The sequence below is a fragment of the Thiohalobacter sp. genome (genome assembly GCF_027000115.1).
GTDB lineage: Bacteria > Pseudomonadota > Gammaproteobacteria > Thiohalobacterales > Thiohalobacteraceae > JALTON01.
Genome location: NZ_JALTON010000052.1, coordinates 11,718 through 28,132 on the forward strand (window position 1 = coordinate 11,718; position 16,415 = coordinate 28,132).

At 67.1% G+C, this 16,415-nt stretch carries 20 protein-coding genes; 2 read left to right on the forward strand and 18 right to left on the reverse strand.

Features of this window, described 5'->3' with window-relative positions:
• Nucleotides 1-25 precede the first annotated feature (25 nt).
• Both MVF76_RS09780 and MVF76_RS09785 read right to left on the reverse strand, forming a co-directional pair.
• A complete protein-coding gene (locus MVF76_RS09780) occupies nt 26-610 on the reverse strand; it encodes a hypothetical protein (protein WP_297528623.1) in 585 nt (194 codons plus the stop codon).
• Entirely contained in the window at nt 603-1,355 is a 753-nt protein-coding gene (locus MVF76_RS09785; RefSeq protein ID WP_297528624.1) for an SURF1 family protein, read from the reverse strand. The genes MVF76_RS09780 and MVF76_RS09785 overlap by 8 nt, the downstream gene beginning before the upstream one ends.
• Nucleotides 1,356-1,434: 79 nt before the next feature.
• On the opposite strand from MVF76_RS09785, the gene MVF76_RS09790 reads away from it, so the two are divergent.
• The gene (locus tag MVF76_RS09790; RefSeq protein ID WP_297528625.1) at nt 1,435-1,647 is read left to right on the forward strand and encodes a twin transmembrane helix small protein; all 213 of its coding nucleotides are present in this window, start codon (nt 1,435-1,437) and stop codon (nt 1,645-1,647) included.
• A 39-nt stretch (nt 1,648-1,686) separates the two neighbouring features.
• Here MVF76_RS09790 and MVF76_RS09795 read toward each other — a convergent pair whose 3' ends face one another.
• The 12 genes from MVF76_RS09795 to MVF76_RS09850 all read right to left on the reverse strand — a co-directional run bounded on the left by MVF76_RS09795 (nt 1,687) and on the right by MVF76_RS09850 (nt 11,829).
• Nucleotides 1,687-2,547, reverse strand: coding sequence for a cytochrome c oxidase subunit 3 (locus MVF76_RS09795; RefSeq protein ID WP_297528626.1), 861 nt, complete (start codon nt 2,545-2,547; stop codon nt 1,687-1,689).
• Between the two features lie 29 nt (nt 2,548-2,576).
• Complete coding sequence (locus MVF76_RS09800) at nt 2,577-3,179, reverse strand: cytochrome c oxidase assembly protein (RefSeq protein ID WP_297528627.1); 603 nt, start codon at nt 3,177-3,179, stop codon at nt 2,577-2,579.
• The gene (locus MVF76_RS09805) at nt 3,176-3,307 is read right to left on the reverse strand and encodes a hypothetical protein (protein ID WP_297528628.1); all 132 of its coding nucleotides are present in this window, start codon (nt 3,305-3,307) and stop codon (nt 3,176-3,178) included. Before MVF76_RS09805 ends, MVF76_RS09800 begins: the two co-directional genes overlap by 4 nt.
• Before the next feature lie 34 nt (nt 3,308-3,341).
• On the reverse strand, nt 3,342-4,919 hold the full coding sequence (gene ctaD, locus MVF76_RS09810; RefSeq protein ID WP_297528629.1) for a cytochrome c oxidase subunit I: 1,578 nt from the start codon (nt 4,917-4,919) through the stop codon (nt 3,342-3,344).
• Between the two features lie 20 nt (nt 4,920-4,939).
• Nucleotides 4,940-6,070, reverse strand: a complete 1,131-nt coding sequence (gene coxB, locus MVF76_RS09815; RefSeq protein ID WP_297528630.1) for a cytochrome c oxidase subunit II — start codon at nt 6,068-6,070, stop codon at nt 4,940-4,942.
• Nucleotides 6,071-6,154: 84 nt separating this feature from the next.
• Nucleotides 6,155-6,652, reverse strand: coding sequence for a DUF2244 domain-containing protein (locus MVF76_RS09820; protein WP_297528631.1), 498 nt, complete (start codon nt 6,650-6,652; stop codon nt 6,155-6,157).
• A gap of 341 nt (nt 6,653-6,993) precedes the next feature.
• Complete coding sequence (gene bioD / locus MVF76_RS09825) at nt 6,994-7,671, reverse strand: dethiobiotin synthase (RefSeq protein ID WP_297528632.1); 678 nt, start codon at nt 7,669-7,671, stop codon at nt 6,994-6,996.
• Entirely contained in the window at nt 7,668-8,531 is an 864-nt protein-coding gene (gene bioC, locus MVF76_RS09830) for a malonyl-ACP O-methyltransferase BioC (RefSeq protein WP_297528633.1), read from the reverse strand. Before bioC ends, bioD begins: the two co-directional genes overlap by 4 nt.
• Nucleotides 8,528-9,289 (reverse strand): pimeloyl-ACP methyl ester esterase BioH, encoded by a 762-nt coding sequence (gene bioH / locus MVF76_RS09835; RefSeq protein ID WP_297528634.1) that lies wholly within the window; start codon nt 9,287-9,289, stop codon nt 8,528-8,530. The genes bioC and bioH overlap by 4 nt, the downstream gene beginning before the upstream one ends.
• Nucleotides 9,286-10,443, reverse strand: a complete 1,158-nt coding sequence (gene bioF, locus MVF76_RS09840) for an 8-amino-7-oxononanoate synthase (RefSeq protein WP_297528635.1) — start codon at nt 10,441-10,443, stop codon at nt 9,286-9,288. The genes bioH and bioF overlap by 4 nt, the downstream gene beginning before the upstream one ends.
• A 16-nt stretch (nt 10,444-10,459) precedes the next feature.
• On the reverse strand, nt 10,460-11,434 hold the full coding sequence (gene bioB / locus MVF76_RS09845) for a biotin synthase BioB (RefSeq protein WP_297528636.1): 975 nt from the start codon (nt 11,432-11,434) through the stop codon (nt 10,460-10,462).
• Nucleotides 11,431-11,829, reverse strand: coding sequence for a hypothetical protein (locus tag MVF76_RS09850; RefSeq protein ID WP_297528637.1), 399 nt, complete (start codon nt 11,827-11,829; stop codon nt 11,431-11,433). Before MVF76_RS09850 ends, bioB begins: the two co-directional genes overlap by 4 nt.
• Before the next feature lie 85 nt (nt 11,830-11,914).
• On the opposite strand from MVF76_RS09850, the gene MVF76_RS09855 reads away from it, so the two are divergent.
• Nucleotides 11,915-12,598, forward strand: coding sequence for a ComF family protein (locus MVF76_RS09855; RefSeq protein WP_297528638.1), 684 nt, complete (start codon nt 11,915-11,917; stop codon nt 12,596-12,598).
• Nucleotides 12,599-12,716: 118 nt separating this feature from the next.
• On the opposite strand, the gene MVF76_RS09860 is transcribed toward MVF76_RS09855, so the two are convergent.
• The 4 genes from MVF76_RS09860 to MVF76_RS09875 all read right to left on the reverse strand — a co-directional run bounded on the left by MVF76_RS09860 (nt 12,717) and on the right by MVF76_RS09875 (nt 16,385).
• Complete coding sequence (locus MVF76_RS09860) at nt 12,717-13,124, reverse strand: group II truncated hemoglobin (protein WP_297528639.1); 408 nt, start codon at nt 13,122-13,124, stop codon at nt 12,717-12,719.
• A 136-nt stretch (nt 13,125-13,260) separates the two neighbouring features.
• Nucleotides 13,261-14,733 carry a sensor domain-containing diguanylate cyclase gene (locus tag MVF76_RS09865; protein ID WP_297528640.1) on the reverse strand — a complete coding sequence of 491 codons (1,473 nt, stop codon included), beginning with the start codon at nt 14,731-14,733 and terminating at the stop codon, nt 13,261-13,263.
• Nucleotides 14,734-14,922: 189 nt separating this feature from the next.
• Nucleotides 14,923-15,801 (reverse strand): 4-hydroxybenzoate octaprenyltransferase, encoded by an 879-nt coding sequence (gene ubiA / locus MVF76_RS09870; protein WP_297528641.1) that lies wholly within the window; start codon nt 15,799-15,801, stop codon nt 14,923-14,925.
• A complete protein-coding gene (locus tag MVF76_RS09875) occupies nt 15,798-16,385 on the reverse strand; it encodes a chorismate--pyruvate lyase family protein (RefSeq protein ID WP_297528642.1) in 588 nt (195 codons plus the stop codon). The genes ubiA and MVF76_RS09875 overlap by 4 nt, the downstream gene beginning before the upstream one ends.
• Nucleotides 16,386-16,415: the final 30 nt, after the last annotated feature.

Sequence of the window (16,415 nt, forward strand, 5' to 3'; positions counted from 1 at the left end):
CCCTGCCCTCCGAATCCTTGTCTTCTCAGCCCACGTACGAAATGCGCAGCAGGCGTTCCAGATCCTTGATGATGCCGCGCGGCTCGGTGTCGGGCGCGTACTGCATCATCACGTTGCCCAGCGGATCGACCAGATACAGCCGGTCGGCCTGCGGCAGACCGGCATGAGGCCCTGCGGCCGGCGCCGGCGCCAGCAGCCTCATGCCCGGGTAATGTTCGGCCAGCTCGGCGCGGCGGGCGTCGTCGGGCGCATTCAGCACCAGCGCGCGCTGCACGCGGTCGATGTTCTTGCCCTGCGCCAGTCGCAGCTGGCGCATGACGTAACCCATGCGGGCGCAGTCTTCGCCACATGCGGCGGGAGCGATGTAAAGAAGCGTCCAGTGACCCTCCCAGAAGGCGGCATCCAGGGGCGCACCGCCTTCGGCTTCCCGCAGCGCCAGCTCGGCCGCCGGCAGCACCGGCTGGATCAGCTCGCCGTGCTGCGTGGTTGCGGCGGGCCGCCAGTCGGCGATGAAGTTCATGAACCAGGCCGTCAGAAAGGGCGCAAGAAAGAGCGCAAACACCACGACGAGGACCAGCCGCGAGCGCCGCTGCCTTGCCTTGTCATCCATCGTCATCACCGCCTGCATGTTTCTCTTCCTCCGACACCGGGCGCCAGTTCACCCAGAAATAGATGACCAGCAGGGCTGCGGCCAGCCCGAACCATTGCACGGCATAGCCGACATGCCGCTCCGGCCCCATGATCGGTACCGGCGCCCATTCGCGCGCGAAGCCTCCGGGCTGCTGCGGATCCAGCAACAGGATCCAGGGCACCAGCTCCAGCCCGAGCTGCTCGGACTGCAGGTCCAGCCGGATGCGCTGCAGCACCTTGGGCCAGCCCGGCGCCCGGTCCTCGCCCTCGCCCAGACTGAACACCCGCTCGGGCGGGAAATCCACCAGCCCCCGGACCTCCAGCACGCCTTCCGGCACCGGCAACTCGGGCAACAGGTCGCGCGTGGGTCCGGCCGGCACCCAACCGCGGTTCACCAGAAGCGCGTGCTGGCCATCGGCGAAGAGCAGCGGCGTCAGCACCTGGTAGCCCACCCGGCCATGCAGCACCCGATTGTCCAGCAGGAATTGACGCCGGCCATCGTACCGGCCGCTGACCAGGGCGGGTCGATAGCGCCACTCGGGTCCCGGAACCTGATGCCAGTCCAGTCGCAGCGGGCCGGCGGCCGCGGTTTGCCGGAACTGCGCCTGCAACGCCCGCTTCTGCTCGGCGCGATCGAGCTGCCAGAACCCCAGACCCAGCAGCAGCGCCAGCAGGGCCAGTGTCGCCAGCGTGGGAAGCCAGCCGGGGCGAAATCGTTTCCTCACCCGGCTCATGCTCGCCGGCACCCTGCGCCGGCGCTATAATCAGCCATTCTGTCCTCACCCTGCCGGACCCGCGCCCGCCATGCTTGCCAAGACCTTCATCGTGCTCGTTCTGCTCGCCATCCTGTTCAGCCTGGGCAGCGGGCTCATCTTCCTCATCCAGGACAAGGGCCATTCGGAGCGCACCGTCAAGGCGCTTACAGTACGCATCGTGCTGTCCGTGGCCCTATTTGCCCTGCTCATGCTCGGCTACCTGGCCGGCATCATCCAGCCGCACGGACTGCTCGACTACTGAGACCGGCCCGGCCGCCGCCGGGCAGTGTGCGGGCCGATCTCACAGCCAGTACACGAAAATAAACAGACCCAGCCAGACCACGTCCACGAAGTGCCAGTACCAGGCCACGGCCTCGAAGGCAAAGTGCCGGTCCGGGGTGAAATGCCCCTTGATGGCCCGGAACATGATCACGGTCAGCATGATGGCACCGATGGTCACATGGGCACCGTGGAAGCCAGTGAGCATGAAGAAGGTCGAACCATAGATCCCCGATTCCAGGGTCAGGTTCAGGTGCCGGTAGGCCTCACCGTACTCGTGGATCTGGAAGCCAAGGAAGGTGAAACCCAGGGCCACGGTCGCCAGCAACCAGCCCACCAGCGCGCCCCGGTTGTTCTTCTTGAGCGCCCAGTGCGCCAGGGTCACGGTCACGCCCGAGGTCAGCAGGATCAGGGTGTTCAAGGCCGGGATACCCCAGGCCGGAATGGTCTCGAATGCCCCACCCATCTCTGCCGGACCATTGGTCGGCCAGGCTGCCTGGTAATCCGGGTACAACAGCTGGTGCGTCGAGGGATCCTCGCCACCGAGCCAGGGCACCGAGAACATGCGCGCATAGAACAGGGCACCAAAGAAGGCCGCAAAGAACATGACTTCCGAGAAGATGAACCAGCTCATGCCCCAGCGGAAGGAGCGGTCCACCTGGTCGTTGTACATGTGCGCTTCGCTTTCGCGAATCACGGTGCCGAACCAGCCGAACATCATAAAAATGACGATGGCCGCGCCAATGGCCATGGTCTCGAGACCGATGCCGGAACCGTTCAGGTGCATCGCAAAGCCGACCAGCATGGTGGTCAGACCCACCGATCCGACCATGGGCCAGTGGCTCCCGTGAGGGACGTAATAGCCGCCATGTGTTTCAGTCATCGATCGATCCTCTCTTTGGTCCTTGTCATTTACAGGTTCGTCTTGTGGCCTGCTGGCGCCAGGGACTCCAGCCTGCCGCGAGGTGCCTCGGCGGCCACCTTGCCGGTGATGTCAAAGAAGGTGTAGGACAATGCCACTTCCTCGATCTCCTCGGGCAGATCGGGCGAAATGATGAAACGCACCGGCATTTCCCGCGCCTGTCCCGCATCGAAGGGCTGTCGGGAAAAACAGAAACACTCCGTCTTCTGGAAGTAGGGCGCCGCAATCCCCGGCGCCACGCTCGGCACGGCCTGCCCCACCATGGGACGTCCGGCCTGGTTGCGTGCATGGAATACCGCGGTATAGGCCTGTCCCGGACGCACCTTCATCCGGGTCACCTCCGGCCGGAACTCCCAGGGCAGGCCCTGATTCACGCTGGCCACGAATTCGACCGTCACCCAGCGGCTCTCGTCGACCTCGTGGGCAACCGCCTCGTCAGCCTGGAAATCACCGCGCCCGTTGAGGCCGGTGATGTCACAGAAGACGTTGTAGAAGGGCACCATGAGAAAGCCGAAGCCGAACATGCCGATCGTGATCAGCACCAGCTTGCGGACACTGCGACCCACGGCCGCCTGACGATCATCCACGCTCACGGCTTGTTCCCCGCCGTGGACCAGATGAACAGGGCAAAGACCCCCAGGGCAATGGCGCCGAGTATCAGCGCCAGGCGGATGTTCGATTTGCGCTTGTCTTCCACCAGAATCATGAATCCCGTCGGCATGCCCTGCCGGGCCAATGCCCGGCAGGGCACTCGCTCACTTGACCTCGGGCGCCGTGGTGAAACTGTGGTACGGCGGCGGCGAAGGCAGCGTCCACTCCAGTCCCTTGGCGCCTTCCCAGACCTGACCCGTTGCCTTTGCACCACCGCGAATGGTCTTGAACACGATGTAGGCGAACAGCAACTGGGTCAGACCGAAGGCGAAGCCGCCAATGGAGGAAATGGCATTGAACTCCGCAAACTGCACCGAGTAGTCCGGTATGCGGCGCGGCATGCCGGCCAGCCCCAGGAAGTGCTGCGGGAAGAACAGCACGTTGACGAAAATGGTCGACAGCCAGAAATGCAGCTTGCCGAGCTTCTCGTCATACATGTTGCCGGTCCACTTGGGCAGCCAGTAGTAGGCCGCCGCCATGATCGCGAACACGGCGCCGGTCACCAGCACATAGTGGAAGTGCGCCACCACGAAATAGGTGTCGTGGTACTGGAAGTCCACAGGTGTGATGGCCAGCATCAGTCCCGAGAAGCCACCGATGGTGAACATGACCACGAAGCCCAGTGCGAACAGCATGGGTGTTTCGAAGGTCATGGAGCCCTTCCACATGGTGGACACCCAGTTGAACACCTTCACCCCCGTGGGCACGGCGATCAGCATGGTGGCATACATGAAGAACAGCTCGCCGGTGAGCGGCATGCCCACGGTGAACATGTGATGCGCCCAGACGATGAAGGACAGGAAGGCGATGGAGGCCGTGGCATAGACCATCGAGGTGTAGCCGAACAGCGGCTTGCGGGCAAAGGTCGGAATGATCTGCGACACGATGCCGAAGGCCGGCAGGATCATGATGTATACCTCGGGGTGGCCGAAGAACCAGAAGATGTGCTGGAACATTACCGGGTCACCGCCACCGGCCGCCGAGAAGAAGCTGGTACCGAAGTACTTGTCGGTCAGCAGCATGGTCACGGCACCGGCCAGCACCGGCATGACCGCGATCAGCAGGTAGGCCGTGATCAGCCAGGTCCAGACGAACAGCGGCATCTTCATGAGCGTCATGCCGGGAGCGCGCATGTTGAGAATGGTCACCACCACGTTGATCGCGCCCATCACCGAGGAGATACCCATCAGGTGGATGGCAAAGATCACGAACGGGAAGGCATCGCCGGTCTGCAACACCAGCGGCGGATACAGCGTCCAGCCACCGGCCGGGCCGCCGCCCTCCATGAACAGTGTGCCCAGCAGCAGGGCAAAGGCGAACGGCAGGATCCAGAAGGACCAGTTGTTCATCCGCGGCAGTGCCATGTCCGGCGCCCCGATCATCATCGGTATGAGCCAGTTGGCCAGGCCGACGAAGGCCGGCATGACCGCGCCGAAGATCATGACCAGGGCGTGCATGGTGGTCATGGAGTTGAAAAACATGGGATCGACGAACTGCAGTCCGGGCTGGAACAGCTCGGCGCGAATCACCATGGCCATGGCACCACCGATGAAGAACATCAGCAGCGAGAACAGCAGGTACAGGGTACCTATATCCTTGTGGTTGGTCGTGAACAGCCAGCGGGACAGGCCCTTGGCCGGCCCGTGATCGTCATGCGCGTCGTGTGCAGCAGCAGTACTCATTGCTCTCTCCTCCTGGGAACTTATTGACGGGCCGCCTTGATATCGCCGGGCTGCACGACATCGCCGGTATTGTTGCCCCACGCATTGCGCTCGTAGGTGATCACCGCCGCCATGTCGGCATCGCTGAGCTGGGCGCCGAAGGCCGCCATGGCCGTGCCGGCCTTGCCGTTCATGACGATGTCGATGTGGTCGGCCACCGGGCCGGTCGTGATCTTGCCGCCGGCAAGCGCGGGGAAGGCACCCGGCAGGCCCTGACCATTGGCCTGGTGACAGGCGGCGCAGTTGCTGTTGTAGACCTGCTCGCCGCGTTCCATCAGTTCGGCCTTCGTCCACTCCCGATCATTGGCGGCCGAGGCCGAGGCCATGGCCATCTTCTGCTCCGCCACCCAGGCCGCGTAGTCGGCCTCGCTGCGGGCATCGACCACGATGGGCATGAAGCCGTGGTCCTTGCCGCAGAGTTCGGCACACTGCCCGCGATAGATGCCGGGCTTGTCGATGCGGAACCACATTTCGTTCACGAAGCCGGGGATGGCGTCCTTCTTCATGCCCAGCTGCGGCACCCACCAGGCGTGGATGACATCGCTCGCGGTGATCAGCAGGCGGACCTTCTTGCCCACCGGCACCACCACGGGGTTGTCGACCTCCAGAAGATAGTGCTCGTTCTTGGCCTGGCGGTCGTAGATCTCTTCCTTGGGCGTGGCCAGGGTGCTGAAGAAGCTGATGCCATCGTCCAGGTACTCGTACTGCCACTTCCACTGGTAGCCGGTGACCTTGATGGAAAGATCGGAGTTGCTGGTGTCCTCCATGGCGATCAGCGCCTTGGTGGCCGGAATGGCCATGCCGATCAGAATCAGGAAGGGGATGATGGTCCAGACGATCTCCACCACCGTGCTCTCGTGGAACTGGGCCGCGACCGCGCCCTTGCTCTTGCGGTGATTGAGAATGGAATAGAACATGGCGCCGAATACCACCACGCCGATCGCCACACAGATCCAGAGGATCATCATGTGGAGGTCGTAGGCCTCGTTGGCAATCGGCGTCACACCCCGGTGCAGGTTGAGGCCGTATTCGGCACTCGCGCCACCGGCGGCGGAACCCAGCGCACCCGCGGCCAGCCACTGACTGAGCCTGTGTTTGCTTGTCGCTGACATGCCCTTCTCTCTCCTTTGGTTCAGTGTTCTTGTGGTCCATGTCCCGGGCAGTTCCCCCGACGCCCGCGGACGGAAATACGGGTCCTAGCAGGCCATCCCCGCGAAACCGCCTTGCAGCCGGTCGCGCAGGAGGCGCGCCAGCCGGGTTCGTTCGACTTCGCTCAGGCCAGCACCGATCTCGACTTCCCGGCCCTGGCTGCACAGCAGCAACCGGCTCGGATGTCCCCGGTAGCGGGAAGGATCCAGATGGATGCGCGCCCAGGCGCGGGGCGCATGAAACAGGGTGTGCAGGACACGCCCGCCGCGGCGCAGGGCGACGGAGGCCTCGTCGATGGCGATCTCCTCGCGCTCGTGGCTGCGCAGCGAGGCGAGGTAGAAACCGGCGGCGAGCGCCGCAATCTCCAGGCCGGCGAAGGGCAACAGCAGCCAGTAGCCAAGACTGGCGAATGCGCCGGCGATGGTGAAGGAAACCAGTGCGATACCGCAGACAACGGCCTGCGTCCCCTTCCAGGACAGGGATCGGTTCGGTCGGATTTCGACTCGACAGGCCGACCTTCCAGCGTCTTCGTGGGCTGCGACCACTGCGCCCCTCTTCGTTCTGTCGGAAAACGTACTGCAAATGGATTGTTTTTGGACTGGTCGAGGATGCTAACCGAAGGCCATGAGGGGCGCAAGCAAATGGCAAGAAAACCCGATAGAAGTTCGCTATAACAGGGCCTTATGAAATCTATAAACAATAATTAATGACATTATAATATTCCGATAAACGAAGTTTTCATGCCAGAAACCGGCGATCGCCCACGAAACCCTGGGATGACGACAGATTTATAAAGGTTTTTAAAAATAAACCTTCAAAATCATGATATTGAAATAACAAGTGTCAAATTTTTGCCGGATTTGGCAATCTCGATCCCGGGATCCGTTCAGGACAGCAGCAACGGGGCCTCATCGGGGGTGCGCGCACCCAGTGGCACGGTGCCCAGGCAGGGCGCGGGAAGACGGGTGGCCAGGGTTTCCAGATTGCCTTGGAGGCGGGGCAGGTCGGGCTCGACCAGGTTGGCCACCCAGCCCGCCAGCAGCAGCCCCGAGCGCTCGACCGCCTCCGCCGTGAGCAGGGCGTGATTAAGACAGCCCAGCCGCACCCCCACCACCAGCAGTACCGGCAATCCCAGGGCACGGGCCAGCTCCGGCAGGTCGCCCGCCGGACCCAGCGGCACCGACCAGCCGCCGACGCCCTCCACCACCAGCCGCTCCAGGCCGGCCCCGGCTGCGGCGCGCCGGATGTCCCGCGCCAGGACCTCGGGCTCGATCACCACGCCCGCCTCCGCGGCGGCCAGATGGGGCGCGATGGCCGGCTCCAGCGCCACCGGATTCACCCCGGCGTAGGGCAAGGCAACGGAGGATGCCGCCATCAGCGCCTCGGCATCCTCGTTGCGCAAACCGTCCGGGGTGCGCCGGCAGCCCGACGCAACCGGCTTGAATCCCGCCGCACGCCGGCCCTGCGCCGCCCAGTGGCGCAGCATCAGGCAGGACACCCAGGTCTTGCCGATGCCGGTATCGGTCCCGGTGACGAACCAGCCGAGCGATGCGTCGGCATTCATCGCCGGGGGGCTCGCAGGATGTCGACCGGCACCCGCACCTCGCCGCCGGCCGTCGTCGCCAGATCGCGGCCCAGGGCATGGCCATAGACGATCTCCCAGGTTGCGGGCAGGCGCCCGTCGGCGCCACGATGGACCTCGTAGGCCGCCTCGAAGGCCTGCCAGCGCCGCTTGCCGGTCATGGTCCGCGGCCGGTCGCGATTGACATTGTGGGCACCGAGCCCGCGCAGGTCATCCAGGAGGCCGCGCAGGTCGGCATAGGTCAGGGTGAGGCGCTCCATGTCGGTCACCGGGTCGCGCAGGCCGGCAGCCAGCAGGGCGTCACCAATATCATGGAGATCCATGAAACGATTGACGTGGGTACCGCCATCGACCTCCGCCCAGGCCGCGCGCAGCTCCCGAAGGGTGTCCGGCCCCAGGGTGGTGAAGAAGAGCGCCCCGTCGGGGCGCAGTACCCGGCGCAGCTCCTCGAACACCCGGGCCGGCTCGTTGCTCCACTGCAGCGCCAGATTCGAGAACACCAGATCCACCGAATGATCCGCCAGCGGCAGGCGCTCCATGTCGCCGCATATCAGCCGCGGGCGCCGCCACCAGCGGAAGCGCTGCCGGGTGCGTGCCAGCATGCGTTCGGCCAGATCCAGGGCCAACAGCTCCGCGCCACGATAGCGCCGCCCCAGCGCCCGGGTGAACTCGCCGGTGCCGCAGCCGAGATCCAGCACCCGGGCCGGGCTGAGCGGCAGGCAATCGAGACGTTCCAGCAGGCGCCCGCCCACCTCCCGCTGCAGCAGGGCATGGGCGTCGTAGCTGTCCGCCGCCCGGTTGAAGGCGGCGCGCGCCTGGCGCTTGTCGATACCGCCGTTCATGCCAGCAGCGGCCCCAGCGCTGTGACCAGCGCGTCCGGATGCGACAGCAGCGGGGCGTGCCCGGCGCCCTCGAAACGCGTGATCCGCGCCGTCGGACACAAGGCCGCCACGGCGTCCGCGGCCGCCAGCGGCACCAGGGTGTCGCGGGCACCGAAACCGAGCCACAAGGGTTGGCTGACGGCGGCAAGTGCCGGCCGCAGGTCCCGGTCACGCAGCAGCTCGAGGCCCAGTGCCAGCCCCCGCGGATGCGGCGCGGGCGCATCCAGCACCCGCCGCCGCAGGTCGCGCAGTGTGTCTGCGGACGGCGCGCCGCGCGCGACCAGGCCGAGGAAGCGCTGCAAGGTGCGCTGCGGCTGCGTCTCGAGGTCACGGGCAAAGCCCGCCAGCACCTCGGGCACCATGGCACAGGACCAGTCCGCGCGCCGGGTGAAACAGGGATTGGTGGCCAGCAGGCCCAGCCGGGTGATGCGGTCCGGCGCGGCCTGCGCCACGGCCAGCGCCAGCAGCCCGCCCAGGGACCAGCCCAGCCAGGCGGCCCGCGCCGGGGCAGCGGCCAGCAGCGCCTCGACCAGATCCGCGGTCGTCGTCCCCTCGCCGGGCGGCGGGCTGGCGCCGTGACCGGGCAGCTCGATCGAGGTCAGCCGATGACGGCCGGCCAGTCGTTCCGTCAGCGGCTCCCAGACCGCCGCATTCAGGCCCCAGCCATGCACCAGTACCAGGTCCGGCCCGGCGCCCTGCACCCGGGTGGCCAGCCTCATGCCAGCAGCCCCCGGTGCCGTTCCAGCGCCGCCAGCAGTCGGTCGACCTGCGCCGGCTCATGGGCGGCACTGAAGGTGATGCGCAGCCGGGCGCTGCCTCCGGGCACCGTCGGCGGGCGGATGGCCGGGACCAGCAGCCCCTCCCCGCGCAGGGCCTCGGACAGCCGCAGCGCCGCTTCCGACTCGCCGACCAGCAGGGGCTGGATCGGTGTCTGCGAGGTCATCAGCGGCAATCCGAGTTCGGCAGCGCCGGCACGAAAGCGCTCGATCAGCGCCGCCAGCCGTTCCCGGAGCGCGGGGTCGGCGGCCAGCTCCAGCGCCCTGAGTGCGGCAGCGGCCAGCGCGGGCGGGGTGGCGGTGGTGAACACATAGGGCCGCGCCTGCTGGATGAGGGTTTCGATCAAGGCCTCGCTGCCGGCGACGAAGGCGCCGAAGGTACCCAATGCCTTGCCCAGGGTGCCCATCAGGATCAGGCCCTCCGGCCAGTCGCCGGCCAGCCCCCAGTGTTCGAGACTGCCGCGGCCGCCATGACCGAGCACGCCGAGGGCATGGGCCTCGTCCAGCAGCAGGGGCAGGCCGTGCGCCTCGGCGAGCGCCCGCAGCTCCGGCAGCGGCGCCAGATCACCATCCATGCTGAACAGGCCGTCGCTGGCGATCAGCCCGCTCACCCCCGGCGACAGCCGCGCTGCCAGCGCCGCCATGTCGCCATGGGCATAGCGCACCAGCCGCGCCCCGCTGTAGCGCGCCCCGTCCAGCAGCGAGGCGTGATTGAGCCGATCTTCGAACAGGCGGTCCCCCGGCGACAGCAGCGCGCCAGCGACGCCGAGATTGGCCATGTAGCCGGTGGAGAACAGTAACGCCCGCGGCGCGCCGACGAAGGCGGCAAGCGCGGCCTCGAGTTCGTGGTGCGGGCGGGTATGGCCGCTGATCAGGTGCGCCGCGCCGCTGCCCACGCCCCACGCCCCGGCCGCGGCGCGCAAGGCCGCGACCACCTCGGGGTGCGCGGCCAGGCCAAGGTAATCGTTGCTGCAGAAGGTCAGCAGGCGCTCGCCGTCCACCACCCGTTCCGGCCCCTGCGCCGACTCGGCGATGCGCCGGGTCCGGTAGCGACCCTCGGCACGCAGGGATTCCAGACGAGAGGACAGGTCGCGCATGGGGTTGCGCCCGCCCTCAGACGGGGGTGATGCCCAGGCGCTCGAACAGGGCCCGGTCGCGGTCGGCGTCCGGGTTGGGCGTGGTCAGCAGCTTCTCGCCGTAAAAAATGGAATTGGCGCCGGCCAGAAAGCACAGCGCCTGCAGCTCGTCGCCCATGGCCTCGCGCCCGGCGGACAGACGCACATGCGAGGCCGGCATCAGGATGCGTGCCACGGCGATGGTGCGCACGAACTCGAAGGGGTCCGGCGGCTCGACCTCGGCCAGCGGCGTGCCCTCGACCCGGACCAGCAGATTGATGGGCACGCTCTCGGGATGACGGGGCAGATTGGCCAGCGCCTGCAGCATGCCGGCGCGATCGGCACGGTCCTCGCCCATACCGACGATGCCCCCGGAACAGACGTGGATGCCGGCCTCGCGCACATGGGCCAGGGTATCCAGCCGGTCCTGATAGGTGCGGGTGCTGATGATCTCGCCATAGAACTCGGGCGAGGTATCGAGATTGTGGTTGTAGTAGTCCAGCCCGGCATCGCGCAGCCGGCGGGTCTGCTCGGCGGTGAGCATCCCCAGGGTGACGCAGGTCTCCAGGCCCAGCGCCTTGACCGCCTGCACCATCTCCAGCACGGGCTCCAGATCCTTGTCGCGGGGCTGGCGCCAGGCCGCGCCCATGCAGAAGCGGCTGGCGCCGCGGGCCTTCGCCGCCCTCGCGGCCTCGACGACCTCGTCGAGCGGCAACAGGCGCTCGACTTCCAGGCCGGTCTTGTGATGCGCGCTCTGCGGGCAGTAGGCGCAGTCCTCGGGACAGGCCCCGGTCTTGATCGACAGCAGGGTACTCACCTGTACCTCGCCCGGCATGAAGTGCTCGCGGTGCACCTGCTGGGCACGGTACATCAGGTCCATGAAGGGTTCGGCGAACAGCGCCTCGATCTCCTCGCGCTGCCAGTCGTGGCGCAGGCCGTCGCCGGCCGGGCCATTGGCCACTGCGCCGCTCATGGGTGGTTCTCCTCGTGAACGATCAGGTCATCCCAGGTATCGCGACGGATCCGCCACAGGTCCAGCAGCGACCAGGGAATCAGGATCAGCGCCATCAGCGCCCAGGCGATCAGGAAATAGTCGAGTTCCGTGGGCAGGAACATGCCCACGGCGACGAAAAAGCCGGTGATGCCATAGAAGCGATAGGCCGCCTGCTGGGTATAGTGGCCCACCTTCGGGTTGGGATGGTGGCGGTTCATGGCATAGACGAACATGGATGCCCCGAGCCACAGGATGCCCAGCGGAAAGGGCACCAGGGCGGCGACCAGGTTGCCATAGTTGAACAGTGCGGCGGCGCGGCGCGCACTGCGCCCGCGAAGTTCGATGGGCGCGCCGGGGGCAGGAGTCTCGGTCATGCGGCTTGGCTTCCGGGTTAGACTGTTCGGGCGAGGCGCGACTATCGCCACAGAAGGCACGGCTGTCAACCGAAAGGGACTTCGGATGGTTTACAAGTGGCTGGAACTTGTCCAGCAGCACCTGCTGCCGCCCGTCTGCTGCCTGTGCGGCGGCCCCGGCGAGGCCGGCCGCGACCTCTGCGCCGCCTGCCGGCGCGAACTGCCCCGACCCGACCCCGGATGCCGAATCTGCGCTGCGCCCATGGCAGCGGGCGACCTGGTCTGCGGCCGCTGCCAGCGGCAGCGCCCGGCCTTCGATGGCGTGCAGGCGCTGTTCCGTTACGGCCCACCGGTCGACCGCCTGATCCAGATGCTCAAGTTCGAACGCAGGCTGGCCCACGCCCGCCTCCTGGGCGACCTGCTCGCCGCGGCCATGGGCCCGGACCCGCAGCGGTTGCTGCTGCCCGTCCCCCTGCATCCGGCACGCATGCGCGAGCGCGGCTTCAACCAGTCGCTGGAACTCGCCCGCCGCGTCGCCCACGCGGGCGGCGGCCGGTTGCTGCCCGATCTGGCACAGCGCGTGCGCGCCACGCCGGCGCAGAGCGGTCTCGACGCCCGCGCACGGCGGCGCAACCTGCGCGGGGCCTTTCGCGTGGCGGGTCGCGCACCGGCGCAGGTCACCCTCATCGACGACGTCATGACCACCGGTGCGACCGTCGAGGCCCTGGCCCGGACCCTGAGGCGCGCGGGGGCGGAAAAAGTCACGGTGTGGGTGGTGGCGAGGGCGTGAGGCGCGCGGGGCGCGCAGTGCAACCCGGACATGTCAACAGGCCGCGCGCTCTGCGCCTCGGCGCGGCCCCTGCGTCCCCGGCCGCTACCGCCCTGCGGGGCCGCTTTGCCCTGCCCCTTCAGCGATTGCGCATGTGGTCGGCCATGCCCTGGAAGGCCTCGATGAGCTGCGCGCGCAGGGCGTCGTCGATGTCCATGTCCGCCAGTGCGCGGCGCATGCACAGCATCCATTGATCGCGCTCGGCGTCGCCGATGGGGAAGGGCAGATGACGGGCACGCAGGCGGGGATGGCCATGCCTCTGGACATACAGCGGCGGCCCGCCGAGCCAGCCCGACAGGAACTCGTAGAGCTTCTCGATGGAACCGGACAGGTCCTCGGGGTGCAGGCGACGAATGGGCTGCGCCTCGGGCAGGCTGTCCATGTGGCCGTAGAAGCGCGCCACCAGCTCGCGCACGGCGGCATCGCCGCCGAGGCGAACGTAGGGATTCTCGGGGTTCGCAGCCTGCTCACCCGTGTCTCTGTTCATGAGGTTTCCTCGTCTGGAACCGACAGCCTGACCAGGGGGCCTTGCCACAACCGGGCAACCGTGGGCCGGGAGCGGGCCAGCCCAAGGCGCCTGCGGGCGGTCGTGAATTGTACACGGGTTCACCGGCATGAATTACTCAGCCGACCGTTTCCCCCGCATCGACGACGACCCTGTTTCTCCCACCCTTTTTCGCCTGATAGAGTGCCTCGTCGGCCCGCCGAAGGGCACGGCTGCAATCTTCCATGTCCGGCGCCAGCGCGGCCGCACCCGCGCTGAGGGTGCAGTGCTCGAAGCCCGGGATCCCGGCGGCGGCCAGGTTGGCCCGGAATCGCTCGGACAGGGCGTGGAACCAGCGCGCCATGCCGGCGGGTTCGAAGGCCCGCAACAGGATCACGAACTCGTCGCCGCCGAGCCGGATGCAGGGATCCTCGTATCCCCTCGAGGTCAATGCATCGGCCAGGCATTTCAGCACCTTGTCGCCCGTGGCATGGCCGTGGAGATCGTTGGTCTGTTTGAAATGGTCGATATCCACGATCACCAGGCAGCCCTTGCCACCCGATTTGACGAAATCGAGCAACTCGGCACAGACCGGCTCCAGTAGCCGCCGGTTGTGAACCCCGGTAAGGTCATCGGTGGTGCTTTGCTGAAGGAGACGCCGCTGGCGTGCCGCAATGTTCTCGGCCAGTCCGCGGATCGCATCGAAAAGACCGCGGCTCTCCTGCAGCCTCGGTTTCAGCTCCAGTCCCGGATTTTCCTCTTGCAGTTCCCGCACGAGCCGGTGGATGGACTCCATTTCCCCGATGAACAGGCGGCCCAGCTTCCGGGTGGTGAGCGCCAGGAAAACGGCGAGCAGGGTGGCCAGAACCGCGAAGGCCACCAGGAAGTAGACGACCACCGCATCCAGGGCCGGTGCCGGCATGAATGCCTGCAACGTCCAGGCGGTGCCCGGCACCGGCGTACGATAGTCCCAGGCATCGGGGCCGGGCCGCCCGGTCTGCGCGATGACCGATCCATCATAGGCGAGCAGCGCCAGGGACTGCCCCGGCGAGGTGACACGGTCGAGTGCCTGTTGCACAAGATCGAGCCTGAAGCTGGCGAACACGACCCCGACCGGACCCTCGATGCCGTTTACGGATGCAACCAGGTCGAAATGTTCCAGCCCCTTGACGCCGCGATGCACGCGCGGCCCGGGCAGGATCTCTCCGGACAGGTAATGATGCATGTCGAGGCGACACATCTCACCCAGCCTGAGCCGAAGCGGCTCGCCGAGCAGCCTGCCCCGGTCATCGAACAGCGCCAGACCCACGCTGCCGGGCAGCAGGGACCGCATCTGCAATGCCCAGTCGTGGGCTTCGTCCGCCAGCGACAGGGCCAGCATGTCGGCCACCTCCGTCCGTGCCGAGAGACGCTCGACGATATCGCGGTAGACGCGGATGGTCTGGGAAAGGTTCTCCGCCTGGTGTGCCACCCGCTGCTGCTGGGTGATCCGCGCCTGCGCCAGCAAATGGGTCCGCAGGGCGAGAAACAACAGCACCATCGAAATACAGAGCACGCCCAGCAGTATCATGATGCTGCGCCGGGTATATTGCCGCACGGAAAGCATGCCCATCAGATTTCCCACTGCCGAAACCAGGATCCGGAAGGGTTATCGGCCGCCGCGCGCTCCGGTTGACCCGACTACCGTTCAAGGCCCCGCAGCAGGCATGGTTGTATTCCGGGCCACGGGCATGAAATCCGCTTCGTTATTGACACGACATATTTGTTCGGTTGCCGGATCAATACCTTCCAGAACAAAAATTTATGCGCCGCGCGCGAGATAATCGAGGGCGATGCCGGCGAACACCGCGGCGCCGAACCAGTTGTTGTTGAGGAAGGCCTCGAAGCAGCGCCGCGGATCCCGGTCGCGGATCAGGTACTGCTGGTACAGCGCCAGCAATGCGGCCACCAGCAGGCCGATGGCATAGAAGTCGCCCAGCCCCGCCAGGCTGCCGACCAGGCTCAGGCCCAGCAGCACCAGCAGTTGCAGCACCCCCACCACCAGCCGGTCCGCCTCGCCGAACAGGATGGCCGTGGACTTGACCCCGATCTTGAGGTCGTCTTCCCGGTCGACCATGGCATAAAGGGTGTCGTAGGCCACCGACCAGAGGATGTTGACCACGAACAGCAGCCAGGCGATGCGCGGCAGCTCGCCGGTCTGGGCGGCAAAGGCCATGGGGATGGCCCAGCCGAAGGCTGCGCCCAGCACCACCTGGGGCAGATGGGTGATGCGCTTGGTGAAGGGATAGACCACGGCCAGCACCACCGCCACGAACGACAGCAGGATGGTGAGCCGGTTCATCAGCAGCACCAGCCCGAAGGCCAGCAGGCAGAGCACCGCGAACAGGATCAGGGCCTCGCGCGGACTCACCCGGCCGGCGGCGATGGGCCGGTCGCGGGTGCGCGCCACGTGCGGATCGAAGTGACGGTCGGCGAAATCATTGATGACGCAGCCGGCCGAGCGCATCAGCACCACGCCGGCCACGAACACTGCCAGCACCAGCGGGTCGGGACGCCCCTGGCCTGCGATCCACAAGGCCCACAGCGTCGGCCACAGCAGCAGCAGGATGCCGATCGGCCGGTCCAGTCGCATCAGCCGCGCATACTCGATCAGCCGTTCGCGCGCCCGCGATGCCGTCATGCCCGACACCCCGACAGCGCGCGCACCACGCGCGGCAGGAAGATCTCGCTCACCAGCAGCGGCCGGCCATCCAGCCGGAACACCGAACGCCGGCCCCAGATCACCGCAGGCCGGGCACGGGTGCCCGCGACCGCGTGCCGGTACAGCTCGCTGCCGGGGCGGATCGCCGCCAGCTCCACCGGCTCGCGCGCCATGCCCGGATCGGCGAACAGCACCGCACCCAGCGGCCGCTCGCCCAGCCGCGCCAGCCGCCGCCGGCGACCGCCGAGGGTGCGGGCGGGAATCACGGTGCGGGCAAACACCCAGGGCGTGTCATCGCAGAACAGGTGCACCTCGCGGATCAGGGCGAAGCGGCGATCGCGCAGACCCAGCGCCTGTGCCTCGTCGCGCCGCGGCCGGCCCCAGCCCTGGAACTCGACCCGCACCCGGAAGCGCCCCGGACAGGCATCGACCAGCCGCCGGGTCAGCGAGGCGGGATCGAGCAGCCACTGCCTCAGCTCGCGGGTGAGCTGGCTGCGCCGGTAACAGCCGGCGCGTGCCCAGCGTGGCCCGGTCGTCCGGATCGAACCTGTGGAGTGCGGCAAGCCCTTCGCCTCGACGGAAGATTCAGGAGG

Coding starts and splice junctions, on each gene's coding strand:
- MVF76_RS09855 (WP_297528638.1), top strand. CDS start 11,915: ATGGTTTACAAGTGGCTGGAACTTGTCCAGCAGCACCTGCTGCCGCCC.
- bioD (WP_297528632.1), bottom strand. CDS start 7,671: ATGAATGCCGACGCATCGCTCGGCTGGTTCGTCACCGGGACCGATACC.
- MVF76_RS09805 (WP_297528628.1), bottom strand. CDS start 3,307: ATGCCGACGGGATTCATGATTCTGGTGGAAGACAAGCGCAAATCGAAC.
- ubiA (WP_297528641.1), bottom strand. CDS start 15,801: ATGACGGCATCGCGGGCGCGCGAACGGCTGATCGAGTATGCGCGGCTG.
- MVF76_RS09860 (WP_297528639.1), bottom strand. CDS start 13,124: ATGAACAGAGACACGGGTGAGCAGGCTGCGAACCCCGAGAATCCCTAC.
- MVF76_RS09850 (WP_297528637.1), bottom strand. CDS start 11,829: ATGACCGAGACTCCTGCCCCCGGCGCGCCCATCGAACTTCGCGGGCGC.
- coxB (WP_297528630.1), bottom strand. CDS start 6,070: ATGTCAGCGACAAGCAAACACAGGCTCAGTCAGTGGCTGGCCGCGGGT.
- bioF (WP_297528635.1), bottom strand. CDS start 10,443: ATGCGCGACCTGTCCTCTCGTCTGGAATCCCTGCGTGCCGAGGGTCGC.
- bioB (WP_297528636.1), bottom strand. CDS start 11,434: ATGAGCGGCGCAGTGGCCAATGGCCCGGCCGGCGACGGCCTGCGCCAC.
- MVF76_RS09865 (WP_297528640.1), bottom strand. CDS start 14,733: ATGGGCATGCTTTCCGTGCGGCAATATACCCGGCGCAGCATCATGATA.
- MVF76_RS09780 (WP_297528623.1), bottom strand. CDS start 610: ATGGATGACAAGGCAAGGCAGCGGCGCTCGCGGCTGGTCCTCGTCGTG.
- MVF76_RS09790 (WP_297528625.1), top strand. CDS start 1,435: ATGCTTGCCAAGACCTTCATCGTGCTCGTTCTGCTCGCCATCCTGTTC.
- ctaD (WP_297528629.1), bottom strand. CDS start 4,919: ATGAGTACTGCTGCTGCACACGACGCGCATGACGATCACGGGCCGGCC.
- bioC (WP_297528633.1), bottom strand. CDS start 8,531: ATGAACGGCGGTATCGACAAGCGCCAGGCGCGCGCCGCCTTCAACCGG.
- bioH (WP_297528634.1), bottom strand. CDS start 9,289: ATGAGGCTGGCCACCCGGGTGCAGGGCGCCGGGCCGGACCTGGTACTG.
- MVF76_RS09795 (WP_297528626.1), bottom strand. CDS start 2,547: ATGACTGAAACACATGGCGGCTATTACGTCCCTCACGGGAGCCACTGG.